6 protein-coding genes and 1 pseudogene are annotated in these 8,460 nt (G+C 67.3%); 6 read left to right on the top strand and 1 reads right to left on the bottom strand.

Going from position 1 to position 8,460, the window contains the following annotated elements:
• The 6 genes and pseudogenes from EJC49_RS18565 to ftsH form a co-directional block, all read left to right on the top strand.
• Positions 1-601: pseudogene (locus EJC49_RS18565) on the top strand (TonB C-terminal domain-containing protein); the annotation flags it as partial.
• Between the two features lie 71 nt (positions 602-672).
• Positions 673-1,989, top strand: a complete 1,317-nt coding sequence (gene tolB, locus EJC49_RS18560; RefSeq protein ID WP_126701426.1) for a Tol-Pal system beta propeller repeat protein TolB — start codon at positions 673-675, stop codon at positions 1,987-1,989.
• A 282-nt stretch (positions 1,990-2,271) separates the two neighbouring features.
• Positions 2,272-2,793, top strand: a complete 522-nt coding sequence (gene pal / locus EJC49_RS18555; RefSeq protein WP_126701425.1) for a peptidoglycan-associated lipoprotein Pal — start codon at positions 2,272-2,274, stop codon at positions 2,791-2,793.
• A gap of 153 nt (positions 2,794-2,946) precedes the next feature.
• Positions 2,947-3,945, top strand: coding sequence for a tol-pal system protein YbgF (ybgF, locus tag EJC49_RS18550; protein WP_126701424.1), 999 nt, complete (start codon positions 2,947-2,949; stop codon positions 3,943-3,945).
• A gap of 79 nt (positions 3,946-4,024) precedes the next feature.
• Positions 4,025-5,437, top strand: coding sequence for a tRNA lysidine(34) synthetase TilS (gene tilS / locus EJC49_RS18545; protein ID WP_342635361.1), 1,413 nt, complete (start codon positions 4,025-4,027; stop codon positions 5,435-5,437).
• Between the two features lie 114 nt (positions 5,438-5,551).
• Entirely contained in the window at positions 5,552-7,489 is a 1,938-nt protein-coding gene (gene ftsH, locus EJC49_RS18540; RefSeq protein ID WP_126701422.1) for an ATP-dependent zinc metalloprotease FtsH, read from the top strand.
• A 124-nt stretch (positions 7,490-7,613) separates the two neighbouring features.
• On the opposite strand, the gene EJC49_RS18535 is transcribed toward ftsH, so the two are convergent.
• Positions 7,614-8,390: a 3-hydroxybutyrate dehydrogenase gene (locus EJC49_RS18535; RefSeq protein ID WP_126701421.1), complete on the bottom strand. Its 777-nt coding sequence runs from the start codon at positions 8,388-8,390 to the stop codon at positions 7,614-7,616.
• Positions 8,391-8,460: the final 70 nt, after the last annotated feature.

Here is an 8,460-nt window from a genome sequence, read left to right as displayed (position 1 = left end):
CGAGCCCACGCCGGCTCCGGCGGAGCCGGCCCCCTCGCTCGACGCCGCGTTGCCCAACGTCGCTCCCCGTCCGGAGGCGCGCCCGCGCCAGCAGCAGACCCAGACAGCCAGCGTCCCGGAGCGTCGGGAGCCGGAACGGCCGGCCACCCGGCAGGCCCAGCGGCCTGCCGAGCAGAACAAGGAAAACGTGCTCGACGACGTCGCCGCGCTCCTCAACAAGGAGAAGGCGTCCGGCGGCGGAGCCAGGCGCTCCACCGAGCAGGCAGCGCTGGGCGGCGAACGCAGGACGACGGGCGAGCGGCTCTCGCAAAGCGAGATGGATGCGCTGCGCCAGCGGCTCGGCTCGTGCTGGAACATCCCGGCCGGCGCCGAGGATGGTGATTCACTGCGGGTGTCGGTGCGCTTCCGACTCGACCGGGCCGGAAATCTCGAAGGGCGCCCGGAAGTGGTCAAGGGCGGGGCAAGCTCGGGCGCGGGCCGCATCGCCGCCGAGTCGGCAGTCCGCGCGGTCCAGAAGTGCGAGCCCTTCAACCTGCCGGCCGACAAGTATGAAACCTGGGCCGAAGTGATCGTCAACTTTGATCCCAGCGACATGTTCTGAAGCACGATGCGACATGTTGTGAGCACGATTCGCGGCTAGTCCGCCCCGCAAGTCACGAATAAGGTCATGCCATGAAGTTCACGTTCAAAGCTTTCCTGATCGCAGCCGCGGTCGCGGCGTCCTTCTCGGCGGCGGTGACCGTGCCGGCCCGCGCCGTGCTCGAAATCGACGTCAACAAGGGCGTCGTCGAGCCGCTTCCGATCGCCCTGACCGATTTCCTGTCCTCGGACGGGCTGGGCGCCGAGATAACCGGCATCGTCTCGGCCAATCTCAGGCGTTCCGGTCTCTTCGCACCGATCGACAAGGCCGCCTTCATCGAGAAGATTTCCAATCCCGACGCCGCGCCGCGCTTCGAGGACTGGAAGGTCATCAACGCACAGGCGCTGGTCACGGGCCGGGTCACGCGTGAGGCCGACGGCCGCGTCCGCGCCGAGTACCGTCTGTGGGACACCTTCGCGGGTCAGCAGCTTTCGGGCGAGCAATTCTTCGCCTCGCAGTCCAACGTCCGTCGGGTCGCGCACATCATTTCGGACGCGATCTACGAGCGCCTGACGGGCGAGCGCGGCTATTTCGACACCCGCATCGTCTTCATCGATGAATCCGGCCCCAAGAACCAGCGCGTGAAACGCCTCGCGATCATGGACCAGGACGGGGCCAATGCCCGGTTCCTGTCCGATGGCCGTGCGATCGCGCTGACGCCGCGCTTTTCGCCGAGCCGGCAGGAAATCACCTACATGTCCTACGAGGGCGGGCAGCCGCAGGTCTACCTGCTGCAGCTCGAAACCGGACAGCGCGAACTGGTCGGCAACTTTCCGGGCATGACGTTCGCGCCCCGGTTCTCGCCGGATGGCCAGAAGGTGATCATGAGCCTGCTGCGCGACGACGGCAATTCGAACATCTACGTGCTCGACCTGCGCAGCCGTTCCACGACGCGCCTGACGAGCTCCAACGCCATCGACACCTCGCCCTCCTATTCGCCGGACGGATCGCAGGTCGTCTTCACGTCCGATCGCGGCGGCCGGACCCAGATCTACGTCATGAACGCCGACGGCTCCAACCAGCGTCGGATCTCGTTTGGCGACGGCACCTATTCGACCCCGGTCTGGTCGCCTCGCGGCGATCTCATCGCCTTCACGAAGCAGGCGGGTGGAGAGTTCCAGATCGGCGTCATGCGCACCGATGGTTCGGGCGAGCGCATCCTGTCGTCCGGCTTCAGCCAGGAAGGCCCCACCTGGGCCCCGAACGGGCGCGTGCTGATGTTCTTCCGCCAGGCAGCGGGAGCCGAAGGCCCGCGGCTTCATTCGGTGGACCTCACCGGCCGAAACGAGCAGGCGATCGTCAGCCCCAATTTCGCATCCGATCCGGCGTGGTCGCCCTTGCTCGACTGACATGATCGTGACAGCGGCGGCGGCTCGTCGCCCGCCGCGTCCGATCCGGGGCCGAAATCCGCGGGCTGTTAGCCCGTCGATCGTGGCAAACCATACGCTCGGCGCTGTTGCGTCCCGTTTCCGCCGCATTTTCTCCTAGTGTGCGGCGGTGGCATCCCTGCCGAGAATCGCGGTGCCATCAGGAGCAATTACCTTTCGTTAACCATGTTCATTGGCGGCGGATTAACCCCGACGTGGTTACTGGAAAGTCAAACGAACAACGAAAATGCGAAGGAGTGGCGCATGCGCCGTATCGCTGCACTGACCCGCAATCCCGCCGTACTCGCGCTTGTCATGGCGCTGGCCGTCACAGGCTGCGCGTCCAAGAAAATTCCCAACAGCGCCGCCGATCTCGGTCTCGGCGCAGGCGGTGCCGGCGCTGGCGGCGTGGCCCGCCCCGGTACGCAACAGGACTTCACGGTCAATGTCGGCGACCGCATCTTCTTCGACACGGACTCGTCCGTCGTTCGCGCCGACGCCCAGCAGATCCTGGCGCGCCAGGCACAGTGGCTGAACCAGTATCCGTCCTACACGATCACGGTCGAGGGACATGCCGACGAGCGCGGCACCCGCGAGTACAACCTGGCGCTGGGCGCTCGCCGCGCCGCTGCCGCGCGCGACTTCCTGGTGTCGCGCGGCGTCGCCGGCAACCGCCTGCGGACGATCTCCTACGGCAAGGAACGCCCGGTGGCGGTCTGCGACGACATCTCCTGCTGGTCGCAGAACCGCCGCGCGGTGACGCTGCTCGGCGGCGCTGGAAGCTGATCCGGTTGACGATCCGGCGCCGCTTGCGGCGCCGGGTCCTCATCGGCTTTGCGCGCCAAACAAAATTTGGCCGAAGTCGCAAGTCTTGGTAGGGTCCGAATCCGGAGCGTGCTCGCGTTCCGTCCTTTCGCGTTTCCCGAAGCGAGACCCTTGATGAAACTGAAAACATTTCTTTGTGCGGTGGTCGCCGTGCCGCTGCTTCTCGGCGGGACGGCGAATGCCGTTCCGTTTGGCCAGAATTCGCCTTCCGCCCAGACCGGCGGGATCGGCGGCCTGCTTCCGCCCAATTGGCTCGGCCGGTCGGGCGATGCCGCGACCGTCCAGCTTGCCCAGGCGGGCGATCCGCGCATCCCGACGCTGGAGGAACAGGTTCGCGACCTGACGGGCCGTGTCGAGGAGCTCAACTTCCTTCTGCTTCAGATGGAAGACCAGATGCGCAAGATGCAGGAAGACAACGAGTTCCGCCTGCAGCAGCTCGAAGAAAAGCGTGGCGATGCCGGGGCTGCCACCGGCAACCGCGTCACCGCGGCGGAGCCGGCCGCGCCGGTGGCCCCGCCCGCGTCATCGACTGCCCCATCGACTGCGCAGGAAGGCCCCGTTCGCGGCGAGCCGCCGCGCACTCTCGGAACCGTGACCTTCGACGCCAATGGCAACCCGACGGGGGGCACCCTCGACACGAATGGCCAGATGGCCGGGTCGGCCGCGCCGATGATGGACGATGGCGGCGCGGGAACCGACAACACCCAGGTCGCGGCGCTGCCGCCGACCGACGATCCGGAAGAACTCTACCGGAACGCCTACAATTTCATCCTGTCTGGCGATTATCCCACGGCGGAGGCCGGCTTCCGCGAGCACATCGAACGGTTTCCGGGCGATCCGAAGACGGCCGACGCGCGCTACTGGCTCGGCGAGGCGCTTCTGGGCATGGAACAGTATCGCAGCGCCGCCGAGACCTTCCTCGCGGCCAATCGCGAGTTTCCGGATGCGCCCAAGGCGCCGGACATGCTGCTCAAGCTCGGTGTGTCCCTTGCCGCGCTCCAGCAGCGCGACGTCGCCTGCGCCACCTATTCCGAGATCGGCAAGCGCTACAAGGACGTGTCTTCCGCGCTCAAGGAGCGTGTTCGGGCCGAGCAGGCTCTCGCCGGCTGCTGACGGCTAGGGTCCGCGAAGCGGCCGGCATCTGGCCGAAACCCGGACGAAACCAAGAGACGCTCCGCATGGCCGTCGAGGCCTGCCCTCCAGCCAGTCCGAGGAGCGTCACATCCACCACATCGACCCCCAGCGCGTCTTCGCCAGCCTGACCTTTCCGCCAGGGAGGCCCGTCATCGCAGCCGTTTCCGGCGGCAGCGATTCCATGGCGCTGCTCGTTCTCCTCGATTCCTTTTTCAGAAGCCACGGGCGCGTGAACGGTCTCATTGCAGCGACCGTCGACCATGGCCTGCGTCCGGATTCAGCGGCGGAAGCCAGGCGCGTCGCCGCCTTCTGCGCGGCCCGCGGCATTCCACATCGCACGCTTGCCTGGCAAGGGCCGAAACCCGGCACCGGCGTACCGGCCGCCGCGCGCGAAGCGCGTCATCGCCTGCTCGCCGACGCAGCCACGGCGTCGGGCGCTGCCATGGTGCTGACGGGGCATACCGCCACCGACCAGGCCGAAACCATCGCCATGCGCCGACAGCGCGGCGAGGGGCGGGGCCTTGCGGGCATCGCGCCGGCCACGCTCCATGGCGGCGCCGTATGGTTCGTCCGGCCGCTTCTGTCGCTGTCGCGCGCCGCGCTGCGTGGGCTGCTGGTCGGCGAGGGGCTCTCCTGGATCGACGACCCCAGCAATGAGCAACTCGCCTATGAGCGCGCGCGCGTGCGCCAGGCGCTGGCCGGCGCCGACGAAAACGACAGGGCCGAGGATCTCCTGGTGCAGGGACGGCGCTCATCGTCCGAGCGCATCGAGGTTGGCGGCCGGGCCGCAAGGCTGATCGATCGTCATGCCAGCCTGCCGACGCCTGGGCTCGTTCGGTTCGAAGCCGGACTGCTCCTGGACGAGGACGATGTGGCGGCGCTTCTCGCTTTCCGCCTGCTCCTGGCAACGGTGGGCGGGCGCGAACACCTGCCCGAAGCCGAACGCGCACGGGAGACGTTCCAGCGACTGGCTTCGGCGCCCGGACGAGGATCGCTCGGCGGCGCCGTCGTCGACCGCCGAAGCGACGCGGTCTTCCTGCATCGGGAAGTCCGTGCGGGCTGGACCGGCGCGAAGGCGGCGGCCCCGGGCACCGTCTGGGATGGCCGGTTCAGGATAACCGCTCGCGGACTACCGCCCGGGGCAAGGGTGGGAGCGGCCGGGCAGGCGCTTGCGGCAATCGAGGCTGGCCGGTTCGAAGGCTGCGGCGTTCCGCCTGCGCTGGTGCGGGCGGCGCTCGCGGCCGAGCCCGTCGTCAGCCTGGAAGAGACCGATGGCGGTATCCTTGAGGAGACCGGCGGCGGTGTTTCCCCGGTCGGGGCCGATCTCGCGCGCGCCCTGCTCGTGCGCGTGCCGTCGCCCTATGCCGGCTTCCTGCCGAGCTTCGATCTGGCGCCGGCCGAAGCCCTCCGGAAGCTCGTCAGCGCGGATGAATTTCCACCTTCGCCTTGGCGCAGTCACAATGCCGCATAAGCTGCTTAACCGAAAGGTGGGCTTCTGCTTGGCAAGGTCCCGCCTGAACCCTATGTTAGGCCAAGTTCTCCACGATGGACGCGTGCCTCCAGAAGGCGCGTACGGGACCCAAAGATGAATCCGAACTACCGCAATCTCGCGCTGTGGGCGATCATAGCCGTTCTCTTGATCGCTCTCTTCAATCTCTTCCAGACCCCGCAACAGCGGGGCAGCGCGCAGGAGATCGCCTACTCCGAGTTCATCCAGAACGTCTCTGCGGGCCGGGTGCGGTCCGTGACGATCGCCGGCGACCGGATCACGGGTACCTATGTCGACAACGGAACGGGCTTCCAGACCTACTCGCCGGGCGATCCCTCGCTCGTCTCGCGGCTCGAAGAGCGCGGCGTGACGATCAACGCGCGGCCGGAAACGGATGGCTCGAACTCGATCCTCGGCTACCTGATTTCCTGGCTGCCGATGATCCTGATCCTCGGCGTCTGGATCTTCTTCATGCGCCAGATGCAGTCCGGCTCGGGGCGCGCCATGGGGTTCGGCAAGTCGAAGGCCAAGCTCCTGACGGAAGCGCACGGCCGCGTGACGTTCCAGGACGTGGCCGGCGTCGACGAGGCCAAGGAAGACCTGGAGGAAATCGTCGAGTTCCTGCGCGATCCGCAGAAGTTCCAGCGTCTCGGCGGCAAGATTCCGCGCGGCGTTCTGCTCGTCGGCCCTCCCGGTACCGGCAAGACGCTCCTCGCGCGCTCCGTGGCGGGTGAAGCGAACGTGCCGTTCTTCACCATCTCCGGTTCGGACTTCGTCGAAATGTTCGTTGGCGTCGGCGCCAGCCGCGTCCGCGACATGTTCGAACAGGCCAAGAAGAACGCCCCCTGCATCATCTTCATCGACGAGATCGACGCGGTCGGTCGCCATCGTGGTGCGGGCCTAGGCGGCGGAAACGACGAGCGGGAGCAGACCCTGAACCAGCTGCTGGTCGAGATGGACGGCTTCGAGGCGAACGAGGGCATCATCCTGATCGCCGCCACCAACCGTCCGGACGTCCTCGATCCCGCGCTGCTGCGCCCGGGCCGTTTCGACCGCCAGGTGGTGGTGCCCAACCCAGACATCACCGGCCGCGAGAAGATCCTCAAGGTGCATTCGCGCAACGTGCCGCTGGCCCCGAACGTCGACCTCAAGGTTCTGGCGCGCGGAACGCCGGGCTTCTCGGGCGCCGATCTCGCCAACCTGGTCAACGAGGCGGCGCTGATGGCGGCGCGGCGCAACAAGCGACTGGTCACGATGGCCGAGTTCGAGGATGCCAAGGACAAGATCATGATGGGTGCGGAGCGCCGCTCGACCGCCATGACGCTGGCCGAGAAGGAGCTGACCGCCTATCACGAGGCCGGCCACGCCATCACCGCGTTGAAGGTTCAGGCGGCCGATCCCCTGCACAAGGCGACCATCATTCCGCGCGGGCGCGCGCTCGGCATGGTCATGCAGCTTCCCGAGGGCGACCGCTACTCGATGAGCTACAAGTGGATGACGTCGCGACTGATCATCATGATGGGCGGCCGCGTCGCCGAGGAAATGAAGTTCGGCAAGGAGAACATCACGTCGGGCGCTTCGAGCGACATCGATCAGGCGACCAAGCTCGCCCGGGCGATGGTGACCCGCTGGGGCTTCTCCGACAAGCTCGGCCATGTCGCCTACGGCGAGAACCAGGAAGAGGTGTTCCTCGGCCATTCGGTGGCGCGCACGCAGAACGTCTCCGAGGAAACCGCCCAGATCATCGACGCCGAAGTGCGGCGGCTCATCGACGAGGCCTATGTCGAGGCCACGCGCATCCTGACGGAATACAACAAGGAGTGGATCGCCATCGCCGAGGGGCTGCTCGAATACGAGACCCTGTCGGGCGAGGAGATCCGCCAGTTGCTGGCCGGCAACAAGCCGACCCGCGACACGGGCGACGACACGCCGCCCTCGCGCGGATCGGCCGTGCCGAAGGCCGGCGCGGCCCGCGGCAAGCCGAAGGGCGGCGAAGAGCCGGATGCGCCGCTGGAGCCGCAGCCGCAGGGTTGAGCGGCGGGGCGATCGCGACGCGAGACGAAGAATCCGGGGCATGTCCCCGGATTTTTTGTGACCGGCGGGACGTCAGGGCAAGGACGGCACCGCGGCGGCGGTGCCGGGACGTCGACGGCCCGGGCTACTGCGCCGTCCAGCCGCCATCGACGGAGATGTGCGTGCCGTTGACCTGGCTCGCGGCGTCCGAGCAGAGCCAGAGCGCCGTCGCGCCGATCTGCTCCACCGTCACGAACTGGCTTGTCGGCTGCCGTTCGAGCATGACCTCGCGGATCACGGTCTCGCGGTTCATGCCATGCGTCTTCATCTGGTCGGGGATCTGCGCCTCGACGAGGGGCGTCAGGACATAGCCCGGGCAGATCGCGTTGCAGGTGATGCCGTTCGTCGCCACTTCCAGGGCGACGGTCTTGGTCAGGCCGAGGACGCCGTGCTTGGCGGCGACGTAGGCGGCCTTGAAGGGCGAGGCCACCAGCCCGTGCGCCGAGGCAATGTTGACGATCCGCCCCCATCCCCCCCGCTTCATCAAGGGAATGGCGGCAGCGATGGTGTGGAACGACGACGAGAGGTTGATGGCCAGGATGGCGTCCCACTTGGCGGGCGGGAAGTCCTCGACGGCTGCCACATGCTGGATACCGGCGTTGTTGACGAGGATGTCGACGGTGCCGAAATGCGCGGCGGCCCTGGCCACGAGCGCCCGGCAATCCTCGCCCTTCGACATGTCGGCCTGCACGTAGAGCGCCTCGACGCCATTCTTCTCGGCGATGGTCCGGGCGACCGCGTGGTCCTCGGGGGTGTCCGAGTAGGAGTTGATCACGACGTGACACCCCGACGCGGCGAAAGCGTCGGCGATGGCGAGCCCGATCCCGGACGTGGATCCGGTGACGACGGCGATCCTGGGCATGGCTGCCCTCCATTTCTCTTTTTGCACTGCAACAGAGATAGACCGCCCCGAGGGGCGGTCCAAGTGGTGG

This window comes from Aquibium carbonis (genome assembly GCF_003970795.1).
GTDB classification, from domain to species: domain Bacteria; phylum Pseudomonadota; class Alphaproteobacteria; order Rhizobiales; family Rhizobiaceae; genus Aquibium; species Aquibium carbonis.
The sequence above is the reverse complement of the archived record's forward strand: the minus strand, read 5'-3'. Positions and strand labels throughout refer to the sequence as shown.

Excerpts from the sequence above, each read along its gene's own strand:
- tolB (WP_126701426.1), top strand. The coding sequence starts at position 673 with ATGAAGTTCACGTTCAAAGCTTTCCTGATCGCAGCCGCGGTCGCGGCG.
- pal (WP_126701425.1), top strand. The coding sequence starts at position 2,272 with ATGCGCCGTATCGCTGCACTGACCCGCAATCCCGCCGTACTCGCGCTT.
- ybgF (WP_126701424.1), top strand. The coding sequence starts at position 2,947 with ATGAAACTGAAAACATTTCTTTGTGCGGTGGTCGCCGTGCCGCTGCTT.
- ftsH (WP_126701422.1), top strand. The coding sequence starts at position 5,552 with ATGAATCCGAACTACCGCAATCTCGCGCTGTGGGCGATCATAGCCGTT.
- EJC49_RS18535 (WP_126701421.1), bottom strand. The coding sequence starts at position 8,390 with ATGCCCAGGATCGCCGTCGTCACCGGATCCACGTCCGGGATCGGGCTC.